The following is a 19,796-nucleotide window of genomic DNA, read 5'->3' on the forward strand; positions in this document are numbered from 1 at the left end:
CGCGTGGGCTGGTGCGCACCACTGTCACGGTGCGCCGACCATGGCGGCAAAGGAGAAAAAAATGGGACAAGCCCCTGTCGTCTATGGTCAATCCACCCGCCCCCCGCGTGGCGACTACTCGCGTGCCAGCGAGGACTACACCTGCCCGCAGGACTACGCGAGCTACACCGCCGCCGATCACGACACGTACCGGCGCCTGTACGAACGCCAGCGCGCGCTATTGCCGGGCCTGGCCAGCCAGGCGTTCATTGACGCCCTGCCCTCGCTGGGCGCCAGCGACCGCATTCCGCGCTTCGAAGAGGTCAACGAGCGCCTCTACAAGGCCACAGGCTGGGAGCTGGTGGGCGTGCCCGGGCTGATCCCGGAGGTGCCCTTCTTCACCCTGCTGGCCAACCGCAAGTTCCCGGTGACGGACTGGATCCGCAAGCCCGAGGAGTTCGAGTACATCGTCGAGCCTGACATTTTTCATGACCTGTTCGGGCATGTGCCGTTGTTGTTCAACCCGGTGTTTGCGGACTACGTACAGCGGTATGGGCAGGGCGGGCTGAAGGCGCAGGGGCTGGGGTCGTGCGAGATGCTCTCGCGGCTTTATTGGTACACCATCGAGTTCGGGTTGATCCGCGAGGCGGGGGAGCTGCGGGCATACGGCGCGGGCATTTTGAGTTCGTCGGGCGAGCTGGCGTATTCGGTCCAGAGCCCGGAGCCGCAGCGGATTCCGCTGGCGCTGGAGAGGACGATGCGCACGAAGTACAAGATTGATACGTACCAGCAGACGTATTTTGTGATCGATAGTTTTGAGCAGCTGTTTGAGATGACGGCGGCGGACTTTGCGCCGATCTATGAGCGGCTGCGGGGGTTGCCGGAGTTTGCGGCGGATGAGCGGGATGCGGTGGTGGCTTGAGTTTTTTTGATGAAATTGGCTGCTTGCGCCTGTCCATAAAGCGCTGGAAGCTATTACTTCTATAGCAAACCTTCAACCGTTCGGGCTGAGCTTGTCGAAGCCTGGGCGCGCTGGTTTGAAAGGCGTGCCTGGGTTGAGAGCGGGTGCTGGGGTGACTCCCGGCCTCCGCACTCGCCACAAGCATGCGCTTCAAACCAGCGCGCCCAGGCTTCGACAGGCTCAGCCCGAACGGTAGGCGAAAACTCGACAACTACAAAAACAATAGCTGCTAGCGCTTTATACATAAGCGCTAGAGGCCAAAACAATCAAAAAATCACCCCCGCCCCATCTCCTCAAGACAAGCCTTCATCACCCCAGGGTCAAACGCCATCTGCACATGCGCCACCCCTTCCACCAACCGGTTGTCCGCCCCCGCCAACGCCGCCGTGGTCGCCGGGAACACGATGTTGTCGCAGTTCGAATACCAGCAGGTAAACAACGCAGCCCGCCCCGCCGGCTCCGCCCGCTGCAACGCCAACACCCAGTCCCCCGCCAGGCTCATCTGCCGCCCATTCACAGCGCGACTGAAACGCCCCAGCCACGTGCCCCCATGCGGCGTGCCCAGCGTCAACACCCGATGCACCCGCCCATCGGCCTGGTGCGCCCGCAGCCACGCCCGCACCGCCAGCCCGCCCATGCTGTGGCACAACAGCACCGGCGCCTGGCCCGTGGCGGCCGTCACCCGCAACACAGCGTCTTCAATGATGTCGGCGTATTCATCAATCGAGCCCATCACCGGCTCCAGGTTCACCGCCACATGGGCATGGCCCCCAGCGCGCAGGCCCGCGAACCAGGGCAGCCACAGACCCCGGTTGCACATGAAACCATGCACCAGCACCACACCACGCTTGCCCGTTGGCGTGGCGGGCAGCCAGTCGGGCAGTGACTGGTAGCGAAACGGCTGGCGCCAGCAGAACACCAGCAACGCCACCCACACCTCGGCCCACCAGGCGTCCAGCACCTGCGAGGGGCGCGCACGCGGCGCGGCATCGGCTCGGTTGGTGTGGTGCAACAGCACAAACTCCACCGCCATCACCAAGAGGTAAATGCCCAGCGGCAACAGCGCTCCCAGCACGGCGCGCAACGGCGAATGCGGCCATTGCCACACCAGCCAGGCGGCCATGGTCAGCAGGATGAACAGGAGCAGGATTCGTTGCCAGCGCGCGATCATGGTGGTGATGGGCAAATGTTGTAATTGACCAGCCGCATTGTGCGGTCTGACCACAGCCCGACACCGCACCCCGCAGAACGCAGAAAGGACCCCGCCCCATGGATGCCGCCCAGACCATCCGCGACTGCATTGCCGACGTGACCGCCCTGCGCCTGCACCGCACGGGCGACCCGGCGCTGGGGGCCGCGGTGTGCAGCGTCAAAAGCCTGCAGGCGCGGCGCTTTCGGGGCACCTATGCGGACCTGATGGGCTCGCCCTCGTTTGGCCCGGCGGCCCGGTTTTTTCTGGAAGAGCTGTACAGCGACACCGACTACACCGACCGCGATCTGCAGTTTGGCCGCATCGCCGGCACGCTGCAGACCATGTTCCCCCAGCCCGTGGTGGCCACGGCCATGGCCCTGGCGGTGCTGCATGCGCAGACCGAGGGGCTGGACCAGGACATGGGCCGTGCGTGGCTGGCGCATGCTGCGGACGCAGCCAGCGACCCGACCCGCTACACCGCCGCCTGGCGCACCGTAGGCCAGCGCCACACCCGCCAGCAGCAGCTGCAGCGCGTGCTGGCCATGGGCAATGACCTGGCGCGCCTCACGCGCACGCCCGGCCTGCGGATGATGCTGCGCATGATGCGCGGCCCGGCCAACGCTGCGGGCATGGGCGCGTTGCAGCGGTTTCTGGAGGCGGGGTTTGACACCTTCGGCCAGCTCGCGCGCCAGCGCGGCGGGGTGGAGCAGTTCCTGGCCACCATCGAAGCGCGTGAACGCAGCCTGATGGAGCAGCTGTTCGACGCGGATGCTGTCACCTGCGGGACCCAACTCGCAAACACACTAGGACAAGCCCGGTAACCGATCATCCCCACCTGCTTCCACAATCTGTGCCCACCTATCAATGGCATTTGGCGAGCACAAGCGAAGGAAACAAGCGCATGGAAAAGATCTGGCTCAAGAGCTACCCCCCGGGCGTACCGCACGACGTGCAGCCCGAGCAATACCGCTCTGTGGCCCACCTGCTGGAAGAGTCCTTCCGCAAACACGCATCGAGCCCGTTTTCGGTCTGCATGGACCAGTGGATGAGCTATGGCGAACTGGAACGCCACTCGGCGGCCCTGGGTGCCTACCTGCAAAGCCTGGGCCTCGCACCCGGTGCGCGCGTGGCCATCATGCTGCCCAACATTCCGCAATTCGGCGTGACCATGGCCGCCGTGCTGCGCGCGGGCTACACCTGCGTCAACGTGAACCCGCTGTACACCGCCCGCGAGCTGGAGCACCAGCTCAAGGATTCGGGCGCCACGGCCATCGTGATCCTGGAGAACTTTGCGCACACGCTGGCCGAGGTCATTGACCACACGGCCGTCAAACATGTGGTGATGGCGTCCATGGGCGACCTGCTGGGCTTCTGGTTCGGCAAATGGATCACCTTTGCCGTGCGCCATTTGGCCAAGATGGTGCCCGCCTACGAACTGCCACTGACGGGTGGCCGCAAGGTCGTCACCTTCAAGAAGGCGTTGTCGCTGGGCGAGCACAAGTCGCTCACCCCGAGCCAGGCCACGCTCGATTCGATTGCCTTCCTGCAGTACACCGGCGGCACCACGGGCCTGTCGAAAGGGGCGGTGCTGACCCACCGCAACATCGTGGCCGCCACGCTGCAGGCCGAAGCCTGGTTCACCCCGGCGCTGTCCAAGGTGGGTGACCTCAGTAAAGCCAACTCCATCGCCGCGCTGCCGCTGTACCACATCTTCGCGCTCACGCTGTGCCTCTTGGCCATCCGCCAGGGCTCCAGCCTCACGCTGATCCCCAACCCGCGCGACATCCCCAAGTTCATTGCCGAGCTGAAGAAGCGCCCCTTCCACATGCTGCCCGCCGTGAACACGCTGTTCAACGCGCTGCTGCAGAACCCGCAGTTCAAGACACTCGACTTCTCGCACCTGTGCGTGTCGCAGGCTGGCGGCATGGCGGCCAGCGAAGGCACGGCCAAGCAGTGGCAAAAGGCCACGGGCAGCACCATGATCGAAGGCTGGGGCATGAGCGAAACCTGCGCCATCGGCACCAACAACCCCGTGACCAACACCGAGTTCAGCGGCACCATCGGCCTGCCGCTGCCGGGCATCGACATCGCCATCAAGGACGACGCAGGCAACAGCCTGGCCCAGGGCGAGTCGGGCGAGATCTGCATCCGCGGCCCCAACGTGATGACGGGCTACTACAACCAGCCCGAAGAAAATGCCAAGGCTTTCACGCCCGACGGCTTCATGCGCACGGGCGACATCGGCATCATGGACGCCCAGGGCTACACCCGCATCATCGACCGCAAGAAGGACATGATCCTGGTGAGCGGCTTCAACGTATTCCCCAACGAGCTGGAGCAGGTCATCAGCCTGTGCCCTGGCGTGGTGGAATGCGCGGCCATCGGCATCCCCGACGAGAAACAGGGCGAGGCCATCAAGGTGTTCATCATCAAGAACGACCCCACCCTCAGCGAGGAAGACGTGGCCCGTTACTGCCAGGAGAACCTCACCGGCTACAAGCGCCCCAAGTACATCGAGTTCCGCGACGAGCTGCCCAAGAGCAATGTGGGCAAGATCTTGCGCAGGGAGCTGCGCAAGGCCTAGAGCGTTTCACCCGGTGGCTGCGCAAATCAGCGTGGCAGCCCCTCCATTGCAACCAAGGGCGCTCCGGCGCCCTTTTTCTTTGCCCGTTTCCTGTGAAAACGGGGAGACACAGCACGGTTTCGGCACGGGTGAAGGGCCACGGAGAACCCGTCCAGCAACCCCTCTCAGCTCCCGTTTGTTCGGGTTTTTACTGATTAGCAAACGTTTGCGCAAACGTTTGCTTTGGATATGATCCACTGGCGACAAGGCACCGGGTCGCGCGCATTCGTGGCTTTTCCCCGGGTTTCGCGCACCTTGCGCACCGCTGTCCGCTCGCCTTTCTCGCCCACCATTCCAACAGGAGACAACCCATGCAGTTCACCCGCCGTTCCGTTCAGACCGCCGCCGCCCTCGCCGTTGTGGGCAGCCTGCTGGCCAGCCCTGCGTTTGCGCAGGACAAGCCCAAGATCGCGCTTGTCATGAAGTCGCTGGCCAACGAGTTCTTCCGCACCATGGAAGACGGCGCCAAGGCGCACCAGAAGGCGCACGCCAGCGAATACACGCTGGTGGCCAACGGCATCAAGAACGAGACCGACACCGCCGCGCAGATCAAGATGATCGAGCAGGCCATGGCGCAAAAGGTCAGTGCCATCGTGCTGGCCCCGGCCGACTCCAAGGCCCTTGTGCCCGTGGTCAAGGCCGCCATCGACAAGGGCATCATCGTGGTCAACATCGACAACCAGCTCGATACCGATGCGCTGAAGGAAAAGAACATCACCGTGCCCTTCGTGGGCCCCGACAACCGCGCGGGCGCCAAGCTGGTGGGTGACCACCTGGCCAAGACGCTGAAAGCCGGCGACAAGGTCGGCATCATCGAAGGCGTGTCGACCACCTTCAATGCACAGCAGCGCACCCTGGGCTACCAGGACGCGATGAAGGCCGCCAACATCACCGTGGTGGGCGTGCAGTCCGGCAACTGGGAGATCGAAAAAGGCAACACCGTGGCCGCCGGCATGATGCGCGAGCACCCTGACCTGGTCGCCCTGCTGGCCGGCAACGACAGCATGGCCCTGGGTGCCGTGGCCGCCGTGAAGGCCGCTGGCAAGGCCGGCAAGGTGCAGGTGGTGGGCTACGACAACATCGGCGCCATCAAGCCCATGCTGGCCGATGGCCGCGTGCTGGCCACTGCCGACCAGTACGCCGCCAAGCAGGCCGTGTTCGGCATCGAGCTGGCCCAGAAGGCGCTGGCCGCCAAGACGCCCCAGGCGCAGTTGCCTGCAGCCGTCAAGACGGATGTGGTGCTGGTGACCAAGGGCAGTAAGTAAGTAGCAACCAGCAGAGAAGCCAGAGAGCGGCGAACAAAACGCTTCTGGCGTTGTTGCCGTGTCTTGTCGTACTACCCGTACTAACTGCGACACGGTGCCTCGCCAGAACCGTTTCGCGGAGCTTTGTTCACCGCCCAAAGAATGAACGCCACTCCGCGGCCCGCCTCAGCGAACCCCACCATGCCAATCCCCTCCCCCACTTCCCAGTCCACGCCCTTGCTCGCCATCCAGGCCGTGGGCAAGGACTACACCGCCACGGTGCTCGATGGCGTGAATGTGGAGCTGTTTGCGGGCGAGGTGCTGGCGCTGACCGGCGAGAACGGCGCGGGCAAGAGCACGCTGTCCAAGATCCTGTGCGGGCTGGAGCAGCCCACGCGCGGCGGCATGTTGCTCGGCGGCCAAACCTACACGCCCACCTCGCGCCGCGATGCCGAGCGCCAAGGCGTGCGCATGGTGATGCAGGAGCTGGGCCTGGTGCCCACGCTCACCGTGGCCGAGAATTTGTTGATGGGCCGCCTGCCCCACCGCCTGGGCTGGCTGCAGCGCGATGCGCTGCACACGGCTGCACGCGCGCAGCTGGCCAAGATCGGGCTTGACAGCATCGACCCCGCCACGCCCGTTTCGCAGCTGGGCATTGGCCAGCAGCAGATGGTGGAGATTGCGCGCAACCTGCAGGACGACACACGCATCCTGGTGCTCGACGAGCCCACGGCCATGCTCACGCCGCGCGAGACCAATTACCTGTTCGAGCAGATCGCGCACCTCACCGCACGCGGCGTGGCCATCGTCTATGTGTCGCACCGGCTCGAAGAGCTGCGCCGCATTGCCGACCGCGTGGCCGTGCTGCGCGACGGCCGCCTGGTGGACGTGCGCCCCATGGCCGGCATGAGCGAGGACGACCTCGTGCAGCGCATGGTGGGCCGCGTGGTGAGCGACCTGGACCACCGCCCGCGCCGCCCCGTCGGCCCGGTGGTGATGAGCGCCCAGGGCCTGGGCCGGGGCACCGCCGTGCAGGACGTGAGCCTGGAGCTGCGCGCGGGCGAGATCTTTGGCATAGCCGGGCTGGTCGGATCGGGCCGCACCGAACTGATCCGGCTGCTGTTTGGCGCGGACCGGGCAGACCGGGGCAGCGTCACACTGCACCCCGAATTTGAACAAAAACAGGCCCTGGCGCTTGATGAACAAGCGCCATCAGCCACAAAAAACATAGCAAACAAAAACCCGAAGGCTTCCCAAGCCGCACCGCGCACGATCCCGCGTGGTTTCGCCTCCCCCCTGCAGGCCATCGCCGCAGGCGTGGGTCTGGTCACCGAAGACCGCAAATCCCAGGGCTTGCTGCTGGCGCAGCCTATTCGCATCAACGCCACGCTGTCCGACCTGTCGGCCGTCTCGCGCGGCGGCTGGCTGCAGCGTGGGCTGGAAAACCGCCTGGTGCAAGGTTTTGTGCGCACGCTGGGCATCCGCTGCCGCAGCGCCGAGCAGCCTGTGGGCCAGCTCTCGGGCGGCAACCAGCAAAAGGTGGTGTTTGCCCGCTGGCTGCACCGCGAAGGCCGCGTGCTGCTGCTGGATGAACCCACGCGTGGCGTGGACGTGGGCGCACGCGCCGAGCTGTATGGCGAGTTGGACCGCATGGCCTCCGAAGGCCGCGCGCTGCTCATGGTGTCGTCCGACCTGCGCGAGCTGATGGCCATGGCCGATCGCATCGGCGTGATGAGCGCTGGCCGCCTGGTGGCGGTGTTCGAGCGCGGTGAGTGGTCTGAACAATCCCTGCTGGCGGCGGCGTTTTCCGAGCCCGGCGGGCGCACCAACACAACCTCTTTAACCCCTTCTCCTGTCACCGCATGAACGCCCCCATCACGTCGGCTGCCGCATCCGCGCCAGCACCTTCCTCCGCCTCGGTCTGGCGCAGCCAACTGGGCACCTACCTGGGCCTGCTGGCCGTGCTGGCAGGCATGGTGGCGCTGTTCTCGTCGCTGTCCGAGTACTTTTGGAGCACCGAAACCTTCATCACCATCGCCAACGAGATCCCGGCCCTGGCCGTGATGGCCGTGGGCATGACCTTTGTGCTCATCATCGCGGGCATCGACCTGTCGGTGGGCTCGGTGATGGCGCTGGCCGCAGCCACCTCGGCCGCCGCCATCCTGCAGTGGGGCTGGACAGTGCCCGCCGCCGCCGCCCTGGCGCTGGCCACGGGCCTGGTGTGCGGCACCATCACGGGGGCCATCTCGGTGGCCTGGCGGCTGCCTTCGTTCATCGTCTCGCTGGGCATGCTCGAAGCCGTGCGCGGCAGCGCGTATGTGGTCACTGACTCGCGCACGCAGTACGTGGGCGATGCGATCTCGTGGCTGTCGGCCCCCTTCTTTGGCGGCATCTCGTTCGCGTTTTTGCTGGCGGTGGTGCTGGTGGTGGTGGCGCAGCTGGTGCTGTCGCGCACGGTGTTCGGCCGCTGTGTGGTGGGCATCGGCACCAACGAGGAAGCCATGCGCCTGGCGGGTGTGGACCCGCGCCCCATCCGCATCATCGTGTTTGCCATGACTGGCCTGCTCGCGGGGCTGGCAGGGCTGATGCAGTCGGCCCGGCTCGAAGCCGCAGACCCCAACGCAGGCACCGGCATGGAGCTGCAGGTGATCGCCGCCGTGGTGATTGGCGGCACCAGCCTCATGGGCGGGCGCGGCTCGGTGATCAACACGGCCTTTGGCGTGCTCATCATCGCGGTGCTGGAGGCCGGCCTGGCCCAGGTGGGCGCCAGCGAGCCCAGCAAGCGCATCATCACGGGTTTTGTGATCGTGGCGGCCGTCATCGTGGACACGCTGCGCCAGCGCCGCGCTGCGCACTGAATCACGGTCTGACACCACTCCAACCCAACGACTTCTCACTTTTCGCATGGCTACTATCAAGGACGTTGCGCGCCACGCCGATGTATCGGTCACCACGGTGTCGCACGTGGTCAACGGCACACGCCACGTGAGTCCCGAGGGACGCGAGCGGGTCGAGAAAGCCATCCGCGCGCTGGGCTATGTGCCCAGCGCCATTGCGCGCAGCCTCAAGAGCAACAACACGCGCACGCTGGGCATGCTGATCCCCAACAGCTCCAATCCCTACTTTGCCGAGATCGTGCACAGCGTGGAAGACCGCTGCTTTGGCGCGGGCTACAACCTCATTCTGTGCAACACCAACGACGAGGCGCACCGCCAGGGCACGTATCTGCAGGTGCTGGCCGAGCGGCGCATCGACGGGCTCATCGTGGTCTCCACCGGGCACGACGCCACGCTGCCCACGCAGCTGGCGGGCCTGTCCATCCCCACCGTGCTGGTGGACCGCGAGATCGAGCTGGCCGAGCAGCAGCCCTGCGACCTGGTGGAAACCGCCCACATGCAAGGCGGCCTGCTGGCCACGCGGCACCTGCTGTCGCTGGGCCACCAGCGCATTGCCTGCATTGGCGGCCCGGCCGGTATTGCTCCCAGCGAGCAGCGCATCGCCGGCTGGCGCACTGCGCTGGCCGACGCAGGCTGCGGCACAGGCGACGGCCTGCTATGGCATGGCAACTTCACCAGCCAGGGCGGGTATGAAGCCATGCACGCCGTGCTGCGCGCCCCCGAGCCGCCCACCGCCGTCTTCGTGTGCAACGACCTCATGGCCATGGGCGCACTGTGCGCGGCGCACGAACGCGAGCTGCGCGTGCCCGAGGCGTTGTCCATCGTGGGCTTTGACGACATTGAACTGACCGCCTTCACCAGCCCGCCGCTGACCACCGTGGCCCAGCCCAAGCAGCGCATCGGCGCGCTGGCGGTGGACATGCTGCTGGAGCGCATCGACGGGAAGCGCCAGGACGCGCGCAAGGTGATGCTGCAGCCCGAGCTGCGCGTGCGCTCTTCCACGGCCCCCGCCACCATGGTCGCCCCCGACGCCCGCCGTGGAGGGAGGCCTGCATGACCGCCGTGACTGCTGTGACCGCCAACCTCCCGCCCCCCCGCATCGCCGTGGTCGGCAGCCTGAACATGGACCTGGTGCTGCAGGTGCAACATGCCCCCGGCCCCGGCGAGACCGTGCTGGCCGATGCCCTGCTCCTGGTGCCTGGCGGCAAGGGCGGCAACCAGGCCGTGGCCTGCGCCCGCCAGGGCGCCCAGGTGTTTCTGTTCGGCCGCGTGGGCGACGATGGCTACGGCCACACGCTGCGCGCCGGGCTTGACGCCGATGGCATTGACCACCGTGGCGTGCAGGCCGATACCGAAGTCACCACCGGTGTGGCCGCCATCACCGTGGAAACCACGGGGCAAAACCGCATCGTGGTAGTGCCCGGCGCCAATGGCAGGTTTGTGCTGAATGCAGAGGCCTTGCGCGGCAGTGTGCAAGGCGCGGGCGGCCTGGTGTTGCAGTTGGAAATCCCCATGCCGCAGGTGCTGGCCGCCGCCGACGTGGCCCATGCCGCAGGCTGCCCGGTGCTGCTCAACCCCTCTCCCATTCAGCCGCTGCCCGATGCGCTGTGGCCGCTGGTCAATATCTTGGTCGTGAACGAAGTGGAGGCCGCAGCATTGGCAGGCCAGAGCGTCGCCACCCCCGCAGACGCAGCGCAGGTCGCACAAGCCCTGCGCTCCAAGGGCCCCGCCCAGGTGGTGGTGACCCTGGGCGCCGCCGGTGCCGTGGCGGCGGATGCCACAGGTTGCCGCTACCACCCCGGCCTCGTCGTGCAGGCCGTGGACACCACTGCCGCAGGCGACACCTTCCTGGGCGCACTGGCTGTGGCGCTGGCACGCGGCGAGCCGCTTGATACCGCCGTGCGCGATGGCATCCGCGCGTCCGCGCTGTGCGTCACGCAACCCGGCGCCCAGCCCTCCATTCCCACCCGCGCAGCCGTCGCGCACAGCCCCCAACCACCCGCCTGGAGCCCCCTGTGAAACGCACCGCCTTGCTGCACGCCGAACTCTCCCACGCCATCGCCAGCCTGGGCCATGGCGACATGCTGGTGATCGGCGACGTGGGCCTGCCCATTCCGCCCGGCCCGCGCCGCATCGACCTGGCGCTCACCCCGGGCATCCCGGCCGTGGCCGATGTGCTGCGGGTGGTGCTGGAAGAAATGCAGGTCGAAAAAGCGCTGATCGCCACCGAAGCCGTGGAGCGCAATGGGGGGCAGCTGCCCGCCTGGTGCCACTTGCCGGTGGAGCCCCAGGCCGTATCGCACGAGGAGTTCAAGCGCCTCACCCAGCAGGCCCGCGCAATGGTGCGTACCGGCGAGTGCACGCCGTATGCCAACGTCATCCTGGTGGCGGGCGTGACGTTCTGATACAGCTTGGGGCTTGCGAAGCCATGGCTGCACCTTCGTTTGCGGGTTTTGGAGGACTTCGGGCAGGCACTACCTGCGGTACGCTGGACCGCAGCCCACGGCGCGGCACGGATGATGCCCGCCACCGACGCCCCGAATTCCTGCACCCATGCCCACCATCGCGCCCCACGATCTCCTGCCTCCTGAAATCACCGTCCTCGAACGCGGCTGGCTGTCGGCCAATAACATCCTTTTCATCGGCCAGCACGACACGGCCATCGTGGACACCGGCTACTGCAGCCATGCCGAGCAGACCGTGGAGCTGGTGCGCGGCACGCTGCAAGGCCGCCCGCTGGACCGCGTGCTCAACACCCACCTGCACAGCGACCACTGCGGCGGCAATGCGGCGCTGCAAAAGGCCTGGCCCGGCGTGCTCACAGCCATTCCGCCCGGCCAGGCCGACCATGTGCGCCAGTGGGATGCCTACGCACTGAGCTACACCCCCACAGGACAGGAATGCCCGCCCTTTCGGGCCGATACGCTGCTCATGCCGGAATCCTGCGTGCTGCTGGGCGACAAGCCCTGGCAGGTGCATGCCGCACCGGGGCACGATCCGCATTCGGTGGTGTTGTTCGAGCCCCAGGGCCGTGTGCTGATCTCGGCCGACGCGCTGTGGGAAAACGGCTTTGGTGTGGTGTTTCCCGAGCTGGAAGGCGACGACGCATTCGCACACGTTGCCGCCACGCTGGATGTGATCGAAAAGCTGGCGCCGCAAGTCGTCATACCGGGCCACGGGCCGGTGTTTGCCGATGCCCCGCGCGCCATCGACGGCGCCCGCCGCCGCCTGGACGGCTTTGTGCGCAATCCCTCCAAACATGCGCTCTATGCAGCCAAGGTGCTGCTCAAGTACAAACTGCTGGAGTGGCAGCAGATCCCCATGGCCGAGCTGGCGGGCTGGGCGCAGGCCACGCCGTACTTCGGCATGCTGCGCGAGCGCCACTTCGCCGATCAGGCCGAGGCCGAATGGCTCGGCAGCCTGGCCGACGAACTGGTGCGGTCCGGTGCGGCCACCCGCCAGGGCGACATGCTGCACAACACCTAGACATGGCTTCCCCCGGAATCCTGGTGTTGCGCATTGCCCGCTGCAGCTGGCCAGCCCCCAGGATCAGTGCCACCGTGGACCCGGCTTAGCGGGGCCGCTGCGTCCCTATCATCGGGGGACGCTGCGAAACGCCTCAGCAGGCCTTCAATGCTTGTGCTGCTTGTCGCAGCCCATCACATGGTTGTTGCTGCTGGACATGCACTGGTAAAACGCCTTCTTGTTGCCCGACGCACCCTGGCAGTCCGACATGCTGTACTTGCCCTTGGCTTCGCGGATCTTGGGTGCGGTCTTGTCGAAGTCGGCCTGGGCCATGTAGCCGTCACGCACGTTTTTCTGGCCCACTTCCAGCATCTGGTCGGCCTGGTAGTGGATGTTGTCCACGGCGGCGGAGCAGTTCAGCGTCACCGATTTGCTGTCCACCGTCTCCAGGGCCTTTTTCATGCCCTGGCCAAACTCTTCCACGTCCTTCGAGATCTTCTTGGTGCCGTCGGCGTTGTACTGCTGGCCCGGCTTGCCGGACGAGGATGACGAGCTCTTGGTCGTGCCGTTGCTGCCCTGGAGCTTCAGCGGCTCGGCGTCTGCCTTGGACGGCGGGGGCTGCGAACCGTAGTGGGTCTTGCCCTCGGCATCCACCCATTTGTAGACGGGCTGCGCCTGCACGCCCACCCCCAGCCCTGACACCAGGGCGGCTATCGCCAGCCACGACAGCTTCTTCATCATCTCCATCCCTCCATTCATGGTCAAAAAGGCATCCACCGCTTACTCAACAAGCGGTAATAGCTATTATTTTTATAGCAATTTGTTTACAAACGTGGCACAAAGACTCAAGGCAGATCCTTGTTCACTTCGGGCGCCGCCGCGTCGCGCGGGCCGATGGTGCCCAGGCGGCTCTTGAGCGACTGGGGCTGGCCGGTGAGCATGGCGGCGTAGTTGGTGGTGTTGGCCAGCACCTTCTTCACGTAGTCGCGCGTTTCGGCAAAGGGCACGTTTTCGGCCCAGATGGCGGCGTCCAGCACCGGGCCGTTGCGCCAGCTGCGCGGGCGGCCGGGGCCGGCGTTGTAGGCGGCAGCGGCCATGGGCATGGAGCCCGCAAAGTCGTCCAACGCGAGCTTGAGGTAGGCCGTGCCGATGGTGATGTTGGTGTCGCGGTCGTTGATCTGGTCGGCGGTGAAGTTGTTCAAACCGATCTTCTTGGCCGTCCAGCGCGCGGTCGCGGGCATGACCTGCATCAGGCCCGAGGCGCCCACGTGGGAGCGTGCGTCCATGATGAAGCGGCTTTCCTGGCGGATGAGGCCGTAGACATACGCCGGGTCGAGGCCGATGCCGTTGGCGCGCTCCACCACCGCGCTGCGAAACGGCGTGGGGAAACGCTGGGTGGTGTCCACCACGCTCTTGGTGCGTTCGCTGGTGTTAATGCAGCGGTCCCACACCTCGCGCTGGCAGGCGAAGTCGGCGGCGGCCAGCAGTTCACGGTCGGGCATGCCGCCGCTTTGGTGCAGGTTGGTGGTGTAGTTCCACTCGCGCACGCCTTCGCTGCGCAGGCCCAGCAGGATGGCATACAGCGCGCGGTTCAGGCCCGGGTTGGCGCGGGCGGCGGCTTTTTCTTCGGCGGTGAGGGGGGCAGGCGCGGGCGGCACGGTGATGCGCTGGCCAATCTCTTCGAGCGCCAGTTGCTCGTAGAAGCCGCGCGTGCTGGCGATGCCTTCGAGCAGCTGGCGCGCTTCGGCGCGTTCGGCGTCGGTCACGCGGCCTGCGAGCAGCGAGCGTGCCTTCCAGTACACCCAGGTGCTGTCCTGGCGGGCTTCGGGGCCCATGGCGTCCACAGCCTTTCCGACGGCCTTCCACTGGCCGGCGCGCAGGGCGGCGCGAACCTTCCAGCCCAGAAGGTCGTCGTTGAGGTCGCTGTCCTTGGTCACGTTCGCAAAGTAGCTGTGGGCGTTGCTGGCCAGCTTTTGCGCAGCGGTCTTGCCGATCACGGCCCAGGCCCAATTGCGCTCCTCGGCCGAGAGGTGCACGCTCCACTTGCTGTCGAGCTGGTAGGCCGCGCCGTCCGGGTCGCCGGTGGCCAGTTTCAACAGGGCCAGCAGCACCAGTTCCTGCTTGGCCTTGCCGGCGGCCGTGGCGCGCGACAGCAGGTATTTGCTCGGCGCATCCAGCACGTCCTTGACCTGCGGCAACGATTCGGGCGAGACGATCTCGACCGCCGCGCGCACCACGCGGGGGCGATTGGCCTCGACCCCCAGGCGGGCCTTGCGCCACACGTCCAGGGCTGAGAGTTTTTTGTAGCCATGCAGCTCGCGTGCGGCGTGGGTGCAGCCGTCGTCGCCGTCGCGCTGGGCGTACCAGTTGCTGCGCACGTCCTCGGCCACGGTGGGGCTGGCTGTGCCCTTGATCTGGTCGATCAGCAGCGCGTAGCAGCGCACCTCGCGGTCGTCCGACATGCGGTAGCTGGGGTGCTGCTCGGCGAACTGGCTCCAGTCGCGGCGCTGGCCCAGTAACAAGAGCCAGTCATTGCGCAGGCGGTCTTCCTGGTAGCTGCCGGCGTAGCGCTGCAGGAAAGACTGGATCTCCTGTGGTGACGCCTCGCCCAGGCGCACCCGCAGCTCCCAGTAAGCGGCCCAGGGCTCCAGCGCATGACCACGCGCAGTGGGCAGCAGCTGCGCGAGCTTGTTGCGGTCGCCTTTGCGGAAGGCCTGCTGCATCTCCAGCAGGGTATCGTCCCCACGGTTTTGCGCCATGACAAGGGGCGCGGTGGCTGCCAGCACGGTGGCGGCGACAAGGGGTGTCAGAATCGCTCTGAGAAATTGCATGGGGGAATTATCTGATGGACAAAGCAGCCCTTCGGCGCGCGTTGATAGAAGAACGCCTCAATCTGCCCGACCGCCTACAGCGAGCCGACCTGTTACAACAGGTGATGCGCATCTGGCTGGTGAACCGGCCGGATACGGTCATTGGAGCCTATTGGCCCATCAAGGGCGAATTTGACCCCCTGCCCGCGCTGCACCGCTGGAAGGAAGATGGCGAGTTGCTGGACGAACCCCAACTGCGCCGCATCGGGCTGCCGGTGGTGAACAAGCTGCACAAAACCCTCACCTTCCACGCCTGGTACCCCGGCTGCCCCATGGAGGAAGACGCCTACGGCATCCCCAAGCCCAAGGACACCGAGGTCATCGTGCCCACCCTGCTGTTCGTGCCCTGCGTGGGCTACGCCCCCGGGGGCTATCGGCTGGGCTATGGCGGCGGCTTTTACGACCGCACGCTGGCCACCCTGCAGCCCAAGCCGTTCACGGTGGGCCTGGGCTTCACCAATGGCTACCTGGACGACTTCGAGCCCGAAGAGTTCGACCTGCCGCTCGATGCCATCCTGAACGACAACGGGGTGGTCTGGCCGGTCTGAACCGCTGCGCCATTGCCCGTGATGCGTGCCACGCATCATTCAGGCCGTGTTTTCGCATCGCTGGCGCGCGCCACTGCCGCTAGCATGGCGGGCTGACTTTCTTTTCTCTGTTTTCCATCGGCAGGTGCCCCATGCTCAAGCTCTATATCGGCAACAAGAACTACTCCTCCTGGTCCATGCGCCCCTGGGTGCTGCTCAAACAGGCGGGCATCGTGTTTGAAGAAGTGCGCGTGCGCTTTGACAGCTTTGACGCCGATTCAGAGTTCAAGCGCGCGATTGGCGCCGTGAACCCCACGGGCAAGGTGCCCGTCCTGGCAGATGGTGACCTGGTGGTGTGGGACACGCTGGCGATTGCCGAATACGTGGCTGAAACCCACCCTGACAAAAAGCTCTGGCCCACGGACGCCAAGGCCCGTGCGCGCGCCCGCAGCATTTGCGCCGAAATGCACAGCGGCTTCACCGCCCTGCGCAGCAACTGCCCCATGAACATCGAGGCGAACCTGGCCGACACCGGCGCCCTGATCTGGCGCGACCAGGCCGGCGTGCGCGCCGACGTGCAACGCCTGGTGGACATGTGGAGCGCGCTGCTGCAGGAACATGGCGGCCCCATGCTGTTTGGCGAGTTCACCGTGGCCGACGCCTACTTTGCCCCCGTGTGCATGCGCCTGCACACCTACGCCCTGCCCGTGCCACCCCACATCGCCGCCTATGTGCAGCGCGTGCGCGCCCTGCCCGGCGTGAAGGCCTGGATCGACGACGCCCTGGCCGAGAAGGACTTTCTGGACTTCGAAGAACCCTATCGCCTGCGCCATACCGAAGGCTGAGCACCGCCATGGCCGTCACCATCTACCTGCGCTACGTGCTCAACACCAGCAAGCTCAAGGAGTTTGAGCACTACGGAAAACTGTGGATACCGCTGGTCGAGAAGTTCGGCGGCCAGCACCACGGCTACTTCATGCCCAGCGAGGGCGCGAACAACATCGCACTGGCATTGTTCACCTTTGACAGCCTCGCGGCCTACGAGGTGTACCGCCAGCAGTCGATGCAGGATGCGGAATGCCAGGCGGCGTTCCGCTATGCCGAGGAGACGGGGTGCATCGTGAGCTACGAGCGGAGTTTTTTCAGGCCGGTGTTCAACTAAGACTTCAGGTCGGGTCAGTAGGAAGCCCAGCGCGAGGACTCTGTCTATTCGCGCTGGATCAGCTTGCCTTCATCGTCATATTCGTTAGCCCAGCCAATGTGAATCGCCATCTGGCCCAATCCCACCAGCGCGACAATGGCTGCGATCGCGAATAGAAATGCGCGGCCATCGGAGACAGCTTCGTATGGATAGAGGATCCGCTCCTTGTCGGCGATCTGGAACACGCGCGCGCCATCGTGCCACACGGTGAGCTGCGCTTGACGCGCCTCCATTCGAACCAAGTGTTCTATAGGGCATCCCCCCGATTTGTGTCCACGCGCGCAGGACACCTGCGCGCCCGACGCTGTCCGAAAGACGGCCTCGCGCGCCATCGGCCCCGGGTGCTTTACTCCGACAGTGGCACTCTCCACCGTCAGTGTTTCAAGCGGAGGAGCGTACGGCCATAGAGCCATTCCCGTCAGCAAAGCCGCCAAGGCAAAAGTAAACACCGTCACACGTTTTTTCATCGCCCACGCTACCGAAACTGCTTGCGCAAAAACGGCTTGTGCCGCGCGATGTGCGCCAACTGGGCGGGGGCCACGGTGCCGCCCAGGTCTTCCTCTTCCGCGTTGAGCACCTGGTTGGCATAGGCCAGCGCACGCGCCACCACCTCTTCCTCGCTCACCCCCTGCTGCGCGGCCAGGTCCAGCGCCACGCGCTTCATGGCGCGCTGCGACAGCATCCACATGGCGCCAAAGGCATCCCACGCGGCCATCGCTTCCTTGAACTTGTCGCGATCGGCCAGGATTTCATTGAGCGGCTTGGCCAGGATCTCCTGCAGGTCGTCCACCTTGGCTTTCAAAGCTTCGAACTGCGCCTCGCGCTGCAGGGCTTCCGCTGCAGCGTTGGCGGCTGCGTCGGGCGCCGTGGGCACGGGCACGCTGCCGTCGGGGTTGAGCTGGGCGATGGTGAGGTCGGACGATAGGGACATGGTGGGCTGGAATATACGGCCGGGGGCCCGGCCTAAACTACACCGATGCAAATCTACATGGTGGGCGGCGCTGTCCGCGACAAGCTGCTGGGCCGGCCCGTGAACGACCACGACTGGGTGGTCGTGGGCGCGACGCCCGAGCAGATGCTGGAACTGGGCTATCTGCCCGTGGGGCGCGACTTCCCCGTCTTTTTGCACCCCGACACGCGCGAGGAGTACGCACTGGCCCGCACCGAGCGCAAGAGCGGGCGCGGCTACCGGGGCTTTGTGGTGGAAAGCTCGCCCGATGTGACGCTGGAAGAAGACCTTTCGCGCCGCGATCTTACTATCAATGCAATAGCTACCAGCGCTTATGGGATAAGCTCTGGAGGCATTTTTGACCCCTATTTTGGTGCCCAAGACATCGAGGCGCGGGTGCTGCGGCATGTGACCGACGCCTTCCGCGAAGACCCGGTGCGCATCCTGCGTGTGGCGCGGTTTGCGGCGCGATTCACCGACTTCACGGTGGCGCCCGAGACGATGCAGCTGATGCGCGAGATGGTGCAGCACGGCGAGGCGGACCACCTGGTGGCCGAGCGCGTGTGGCAGGAGCTGGCGCGCGGGCTGATGGAAGAAAAGCCCTCGCGCATGTTCGAGGTGCTGCGCGAGTGCGGCGCGCTGCAGGTGCTGCTGCCCGAAGTGGCGCGCCTGTGGGGCGTGCCCCAGCGGGCGGAGTACCACCCCGAGGTGGACACGGGCGTGCACCTGATGATGGTGCTGGACATGGCCGCGCGGCTGCAGGCGCCACTCACTGTGCGGTTTGCCTGCCTGGCGCACGACCTGGGCAAGGGCACCACGGCCGCCGACGTGCTGCCACGCCACATCGGACACGAGGAGCGCAGTGCCGAGCTGCTGAAGGTCGTGGCCGAGCGCCTGCGCGTGCCGGTGGACTGCCGCGAGACAGCCGATGTGGTGGCCCGTGAACACGGTCACATCCACCGCAGCCACGAACTGTCGGCCGCCGCCCTGGTGCGGCTGCTGGAGCGCTGCGATGCCATTCGCAAGCCCGAGCGTTTTGCCGACATCCTGCTGGCATGCGAATGCGATGCGCGCGGGCGGCTGGGATTTGAAGAGTCGGCCTACCCCCAGCGCCAGCGGCTCSCCGCCGTGCTGGCGGCGGTGCAGTCGGTGGTCACGCGCGACATTGCAGCGCGGGCAGCGGCCAAGGGCATGAGCGGGCCGCAGGTGGGCACGCTGATCCACCAGGCCCGGGTGGAAGCGGTGGCGCAGTGGACAGGCAACAACAACGCCACCTGACCCAGGGCCGCGGAAAACAAGGCACACCCGTCAAAAACCGAGGGCAAAACTTCCTACAATCCGCGTCCGCTTGCGCCCCGCCCCGGGGTGCACCTTTGCAAGTTCCTGGCGCATGCTCGCGCCCTACAGCCATTCCAACGCCTCCATGACCGCTGTGCACATCCGCCCCGCCGCCCCGGCCGACGCCGACACCATCGCGCCGCTGTTTGATGCCTACCGGCAGTTCTACGAGCAGGCGCCAGACCTCGCTGGAGCCCGGACATTCATCGCACAGCGGCTGGAGCGCGGGGAGTCCGTGGTGCTGCTGGCACTGGATGCATCGGGAGCAGCGATAGGTTTTTGCCAGCTTTACCCAACCTTCTGCTCGGTGGAGGCAGCGCCCATCTACACGCTGTACGACCTGTTCGTGGCCCCCGCAGCACGCAAGACAGGCGCCGGGCGCAGCTTGCTGGTGGCGGCGGAAGCCACGGCCCGCGCGCACGGCAAGGTGCGCATGGATCTGACCACGGCGCACACCAACACCACGGCGCAGTCGCTCTACGAATCGCTGGGCTGGACGCAGGACACCGTCTTTCGCGCCTACAACAGGCGGGTAGCGGCCTGACCTGAC

Annotated in this window: 20 protein-coding genes; 15 read left to right on the forward strand and 5 right to left on the reverse strand. The window is 66.0% G+C overall.

The genetic code is table 11. From position 1 onward, the window contains the following. The first annotated feature begins 61 nt into the window (after window positions 1-61). Window positions 62-901, forward strand: coding sequence for a phenylalanine 4-monooxygenase (gene phhA, locus ASE39_RS17540; protein WP_057272122.1), 840 nt, complete (start codon window positions 62-64; stop codon window positions 899-901). Between the two features lie 313 nt (window positions 902-1,214). On the opposite strand, the gene ASE39_RS17545 is transcribed toward phhA, so the two are convergent. After that, entirely contained in the window at window positions 1,215-2,111 is an 897-nt protein-coding gene (locus ASE39_RS17545; protein ID WP_057272123.1) for an alpha/beta fold hydrolase, read from the reverse strand. Window positions 2,112-2,209: 98 nt separating this feature from the next. Between ASE39_RS17545 and ASE39_RS17550 the strand changes: the two genes are divergently transcribed. The 9 genes from ASE39_RS17550 (at window position 2,210) to ASE39_RS17590 (ending at window position 12,382) form a co-directional block, all read left to right on the forward strand. After that, on the forward strand, window positions 2,210-2,953 hold the full coding sequence (locus tag ASE39_RS17550; protein WP_057271969.1) for a hypothetical protein: 744 nt from the start codon (window positions 2,210-2,212) through the stop codon (window positions 2,951-2,953). A gap of 80 nt (window positions 2,954-3,033) precedes the next feature. After that, window positions 3,034-4,716, forward strand: a complete 1,683-nt coding sequence (locus tag ASE39_RS17555; protein WP_057271970.1) for an AMP-binding protein — start codon at window positions 3,034-3,036, stop codon at window positions 4,714-4,716. A 350-nt stretch (window positions 4,717-5,066) separates the two neighbouring features. Continuing rightward, on the forward strand, window positions 5,067-6,020 hold the full coding sequence (locus ASE39_RS17560; RefSeq protein WP_057229278.1) for a sugar ABC transporter substrate-binding protein: 954 nt from the start codon (window positions 5,067-5,069) through the stop codon (window positions 6,018-6,020). A gap of 180 nt (window positions 6,021-6,200) precedes the next feature. Then, on the forward strand, window positions 6,201-7,865 hold the full coding sequence (locus tag ASE39_RS17565; RefSeq protein ID WP_199864301.1) for a sugar ABC transporter ATP-binding protein: 1,665 nt from the start codon (window positions 6,201-6,203) through the stop codon (window positions 7,863-7,865). Further along, the gene (locus ASE39_RS17570) at window positions 7,862-8,857 is read left to right on the forward strand and encodes an ABC transporter permease (RefSeq protein WP_010462683.1); all 996 of its coding nucleotides are present in this window, start codon (window positions 7,862-7,864) and stop codon (window positions 8,855-8,857) included. Before ASE39_RS17565 ends, ASE39_RS17570 begins: the two co-directional genes overlap by 4 nt. A gap of 46 nt (window positions 8,858-8,903) precedes the next feature. Further along, window positions 8,904-9,953, forward strand: a complete 1,050-nt coding sequence (locus ASE39_RS17575; protein ID WP_057271972.1) for a LacI family DNA-binding transcriptional regulator — start codon at window positions 8,904-8,906, stop codon at window positions 9,951-9,953. Further along, complete coding sequence (gene rbsK, locus ASE39_RS17580; protein ID WP_057271973.1) at window positions 9,950-10,915, forward strand: ribokinase; 966 nt, start codon at window positions 9,950-9,952, stop codon at window positions 10,913-10,915. Before ASE39_RS17575 ends, rbsK begins: the two co-directional genes overlap by 4 nt. Next, window positions 10,912-11,301 carry a D-ribose pyranase gene (rbsD, locus tag ASE39_RS17585; protein WP_057271974.1) on the forward strand — a complete coding sequence of 130 codons (390 nt, stop codon included), beginning with the start codon at window positions 10,912-10,914 and terminating at the stop codon, window positions 11,299-11,301. Before rbsK ends, rbsD begins: the two co-directional genes overlap by 4 nt. A 148-nt stretch (window positions 11,302-11,449) precedes the next feature. Then, a complete protein-coding gene (locus ASE39_RS17590) occupies window positions 11,450-12,382 on the forward strand; it encodes an MBL fold metallo-hydrolase (protein ID WP_057271975.1) in 933 nt (310 codons plus the stop codon). Between the two features lie 144 nt (window positions 12,383-12,526). Here ASE39_RS17590 and ASE39_RS17595 read toward each other — a convergent pair whose 3' ends face one another. Together ASE39_RS17595 and ASE39_RS17600 are read right to left on the reverse strand one after the other, a co-directional pair. Next, window positions 12,527-13,102, reverse strand: a complete 576-nt coding sequence (locus ASE39_RS17595) for a DUF4124 domain-containing protein (RefSeq protein ID WP_241777080.1) — start codon at window positions 13,100-13,102, stop codon at window positions 12,527-12,529. 104 nt (window positions 13,103-13,206) lie between these two features. Then, window positions 13,207-15,192 (reverse strand): lytic transglycosylase domain-containing protein, encoded by a 1,986-nt coding sequence (locus ASE39_RS17600; RefSeq protein ID WP_057271976.1) that lies wholly within the window; start codon window positions 15,190-15,192, stop codon window positions 13,207-13,209. A 14-nt stretch (window positions 15,193-15,206) separates the two neighbouring features. Here ASE39_RS17600 and ASE39_RS17605 point away from each other — a divergent pair, with 14 nt between their 5' ends. The 3 genes from ASE39_RS17605 to ASE39_RS17615 all read left to right on the forward strand — a co-directional run bounded on the left by ASE39_RS17605 (window position 15,207) and on the right by ASE39_RS17615 (window position 16,920). Then, complete coding sequence (locus tag ASE39_RS17605; protein ID WP_010462696.1) at window positions 15,207-15,779, forward strand: 5-formyltetrahydrofolate cyclo-ligase; 573 nt, start codon at window positions 15,207-15,209, stop codon at window positions 15,777-15,779. Between the two features lie 131 nt (window positions 15,780-15,910). Beyond that, a complete protein-coding gene (locus ASE39_RS17610; protein WP_057271977.1) occupies window positions 15,911-16,603 on the forward strand; it encodes a glutathione S-transferase family protein in 693 nt (230 codons plus the stop codon). Window positions 16,604-16,611: 8 nt separating this feature from the next. Next, complete coding sequence (locus ASE39_RS17615) at window positions 16,612-16,920, forward strand: NIPSNAP family protein (RefSeq protein WP_057271978.1); 309 nt, start codon at window positions 16,612-16,614, stop codon at window positions 16,918-16,920. Between the two features lie 44 nt (window positions 16,921-16,964). On the opposite strand, the gene ASE39_RS26590 is transcribed toward ASE39_RS17615, so the two are convergent. Further along, the gene (locus tag ASE39_RS26590; protein ID WP_140426823.1) at window positions 16,965-17,426 is read right to left on the reverse strand and encodes a hypothetical protein; all 462 of its coding nucleotides are present in this window, start codon (window positions 17,424-17,426) and stop codon (window positions 16,965-16,967) included. A gap of 8 nt (window positions 17,427-17,434) precedes the next feature. Further along, on the reverse strand, window positions 17,435-17,890 hold the full coding sequence (locus ASE39_RS17625) for a hypothetical protein (RefSeq protein ID WP_010462699.1): 456 nt from the start codon (window positions 17,888-17,890) through the stop codon (window positions 17,435-17,437). A 45-nt stretch (window positions 17,891-17,935) separates the two neighbouring features. Here ASE39_RS17625 and ASE39_RS17630 point away from each other — a divergent pair, with 45 nt between their 5' ends. Both ASE39_RS17630 and ASE39_RS17635 read left to right on the forward strand, forming a co-directional pair. Further along, window positions 17,936-19,186, forward strand: coding sequence for a multifunctional CCA addition/repair protein (locus ASE39_RS17630; protein ID WP_057271980.1), 1,251 nt, complete (start codon window positions 17,936-17,938; stop codon window positions 19,184-19,186). Window positions 19,187-19,331: 145 nt separating this feature from the next. Then, window positions 19,332-19,790, forward strand: a complete 459-nt coding sequence (locus ASE39_RS17635; RefSeq protein WP_057272124.1) for an N-acetyltransferase — start codon at window positions 19,332-19,334, stop codon at window positions 19,788-19,790. Window positions 19,791-19,796: the final 6 nt, after the last annotated feature.

This window comes from Acidovorax sp. Root267 (assembly GCF_001429215.1).
Lineage (GTDB): Bacteria > Pseudomonadota > Gammaproteobacteria > Burkholderiales > Burkholderiaceae_C > Acidovorax > Acidovorax radicis.

Excerpts from the sequence above, each read along its gene's own strand:
- ASE39_RS17595 (WP_241777080.1), bottom strand. The coding sequence starts at position 13,102 with ATGATGAAGAAGCTGTCGTGGCTGGCGATAGCCGCCCTGGTGTCAGGG.
- rbsK (WP_057271973.1), top strand. The coding sequence starts at position 9,950 with ATGACCGCCGTGACTGCTGTGACCGCCAACCTCCCGCCCCCCCGCATC.
- ASE39_RS17545 (WP_057272123.1), bottom strand. The coding sequence starts at position 2,111 with ATGATCGCGCGCTGGCAACGAATCCTGCTCCTGTTCATCCTGCTGACC.
- phhA (WP_057272122.1), top strand. The coding sequence starts at position 62 with ATGGGACAAGCCCCTGTCGTCTATGGTCAATCCACCCGCCCCCCGCGT.
- ASE39_RS17615 (WP_057271978.1), top strand. The coding sequence starts at position 16,612 with ATGGCCGTCACCATCTACCTGCGCTACGTGCTCAACACCAGCAAGCTC.
- ASE39_RS17605 (WP_010462696.1), top strand. The coding sequence starts at position 15,207 with ATGGACAAAGCAGCCCTTCGGCGCGCGTTGATAGAAGAACGCCTCAAT.
- ASE39_RS17590 (WP_057271975.1), top strand. The coding sequence starts at position 11,450 with ATGCCCACCATCGCGCCCCACGATCTCCTGCCTCCTGAAATCACCGTC.
- ASE39_RS17575 (WP_057271972.1), top strand. The coding sequence starts at position 8,904 with ATGGCTACTATCAAGGACGTTGCGCGCCACGCCGATGTATCGGTCACC.
- ASE39_RS17560 (WP_057229278.1), top strand. The coding sequence starts at position 5,067 with ATGCAGTTCACCCGCCGTTCCGTTCAGACCGCCGCCGCCCTCGCCGTT.
- ASE39_RS17635 (WP_057272124.1), top strand. The coding sequence starts at position 19,332 with ATGACCGCTGTGCACATCCGCCCCGCCGCCCCGGCCGACGCCGACACC.
- ASE39_RS17565 (WP_199864301.1), top strand. The coding sequence starts at position 6,201 with ATGCCAATCCCCTCCCCCACTTCCCAGTCCACGCCCTTGCTCGCCATC.
- ASE39_RS17550 (WP_057271969.1), top strand. The coding sequence starts at position 2,210 with ATGGATGCCGCCCAGACCATCCGCGACTGCATTGCCGACGTGACCGCC.
- ASE39_RS17610 (WP_057271977.1), top strand. The coding sequence starts at position 15,911 with ATGCTCAAGCTCTATATCGGCAACAAGAACTACTCCTCCTGGTCCATG.
- ASE39_RS17555 (WP_057271970.1), top strand. The coding sequence starts at position 3,034 with ATGGAAAAGATCTGGCTCAAGAGCTACCCCCCGGGCGTACCGCACGAC.
- ASE39_RS17570 (WP_010462683.1), top strand. The coding sequence starts at position 7,862 with ATGAACGCCCCCATCACGTCGGCTGCCGCATCCGCGCCAGCACCTTCC.
- ASE39_RS26590 (WP_140426823.1), bottom strand. The coding sequence starts at position 17,426 with ATGAAAAAACGTGTGACGGTGTTTACTTTTGCCTTGGCGGCTTTGCTG.
- ASE39_RS17600 (WP_057271976.1), bottom strand. The coding sequence starts at position 15,192 with ATGCAATTTCTCAGAGCGATTCTGACACCCCTTGTCGCCGCCACCGTG.
- ASE39_RS17625 (WP_010462699.1), bottom strand. The coding sequence starts at position 17,890 with ATGTCCCTATCGTCCGACCTCACCATCGCCCAGCTCAACCCCGACGGC.